The organism is uncultured Allobaculum sp., from assembly GCF_948576815.1.
GTDB lineage: Bacteria > Bacillota_I > Bacilli_A > Erysipelotrichales > Erysipelotrichaceae > Allobaculum > Allobaculum fili.
The window spans coordinates 1-1676 of sequence record NZ_CAPAEZ010000127.1 but is presented as its reverse complement, the minus strand read 5'-3'; the positions used below and the strand labels follow the sequence as shown (position 1 = coordinate 1676).

1 protein-coding gene is annotated in these 1676 nt (G+C 44.0%); it reads left to right on the top strand.

The genetic code is table 11. The annotated features are described in order from the left end of the window. Positions 1-294 precede the first annotated feature (294 nt). The gene (locus Q2J39_RS10700) at positions 295-1593 is read left to right on the top strand and encodes an IS110 family transposase (protein ID WP_300836427.1); all 1299 of its coding nucleotides are present in this window, start codon (positions 295-297) and stop codon (positions 1591-1593) included. Positions 1594-1676: the final 83 nt, after the last annotated feature.

The window sequence follows — 1676 nt, the reverse complement described above, 5'->3', positions numbered from 1 at the left end:
AAGAAAACTGTCATCACTCAATAAATAGCGAGACCCCAGAACATGAAAATCGGGGTCTCTTTTTTGAATGTGCCGATTCGTTTATACTAAAGCCAGCAGAGGATCATGAACACGTGTTCCTACCCAGTAGAAATACCTTAGGTATTCAAACTGTTAAGAAAACTGTCGTGTCTGATCTTATGAACCCCTAAATATACCTACGAGGACGAAGAATAAAATATCACGGACATTTCAAATGTATCGAAACCGGTGATCAGACTGATCCGCTGCCTATCTTTTTAAGGAGGTATTGCTATGGCGAAAGTTAAACCGATGGATGTCACACTTCCGATCGCATGCGGTGTCGATGTCCACAAACGTTTTATTGTCGCTGTCGTATGCGACGCATCTGATCCTCTTCATCCGGCTTATTTCAAAAAACGTTTTTCTACTTTTACCAACGATCTGATCCGTTTCGATCACTGGCTGCTGGAACATGGCTGCCGTCATGTCTGCATGGAGTCCACAGGCAAATACTGGATTCCTGTCTTCAATGTTCTCGAATCCGATATGGAAGAAGTCCGTATCGTGAATCCCAAATGGGTGAAAGCTGTTCGGGACGAAAAAGACGATGATAAAGATGCCATGTGGATCGTCAACAAGTATCGTCATGGCGAAACGAAGAAAAGCTTTATTCCAGACTGGACGATCCGAAAATTAAGAGAACTGACGCGTCTAAGAATAAAATATGTGCAGCAGTGCACGCAGGAGAAGAACCGTCTCATCAATTCGCTCACATGCCGGAACTATAAGCTGGATATGGTTTTCTCAAGCGTTTTTTCAAAAAGCGCACAAAAGATCATCGATCTGCTGATTGGTGAGGATCCCTATACAAAAGAAGATATTCTCTGCTGCGTCGACAGCCGATGCCGTGCTTCGCAGGAAGATATACTGGAAGCATGCAATGGTTTTGAATTTGACGCGGTCGAAAAGAAAATCATTGCCCATACACGTCAGCATCTCCAGTTCCTTGAAGAACAGATCAGGACACTGGATGAAGAGATCGACATGCTGGCGGCCCAATATAAAAAAGAGATCGATCTTCTGATGAGCGTTCCGGGTATAGGAAGAATGTCAGCTATAAAGATCATTGCGGAAATAGGAAACAATATGGATCCGTTCTATACAGCCGACAAGCTGACACGATGGGCCGGACTTGTACCAGGACGAAATGAATCAGCTGGAAAGAAGAACAGCCGGCATATTACAAAGGGAGGGAAATATCTCAAACCGGTTCTCGTGGAGTGTGCGTGGGCAGCTATCAAGGCGCAGAATCCGTATTATCGGTACAAGTTCAACGGAATTGCAGGAAGACAAGGAAAAAAAAGGGCCATCATCGCGATTGCCAGGAAAATACTTGTCAGTATCTGGTCAATGTTGAAAGATGGCGCAGAATGGCATCCAAAAGATATGGATGACAATGGAAGACCGCGCGAACTGAGCCTTCGCAAAGCCAAGAGAAACTTTAAAACGGTCATCCGGGATCTACTGGATCTCGGCAAGACAAAAGAAGAAATCGCAATAGATCTTGTGACTATTATAAACCAAAGTTAGCATGATGTAACGGGGGAAAGGGGGAAGTTTAGCCAAAATAGCATTTTAGCCAAAAATGATTTACAGAATAAGGAAGGCATGCG

Bases quoted from the DNA above. Each gene is read 5' to 3' on its own strand.
- Q2J39_RS10700 (WP_300836427.1), top strand. From the start codon at position 295: ATGGCGAAAGTTAAACCGATGGATGTCACACTTCCGATCGCATGCGGT.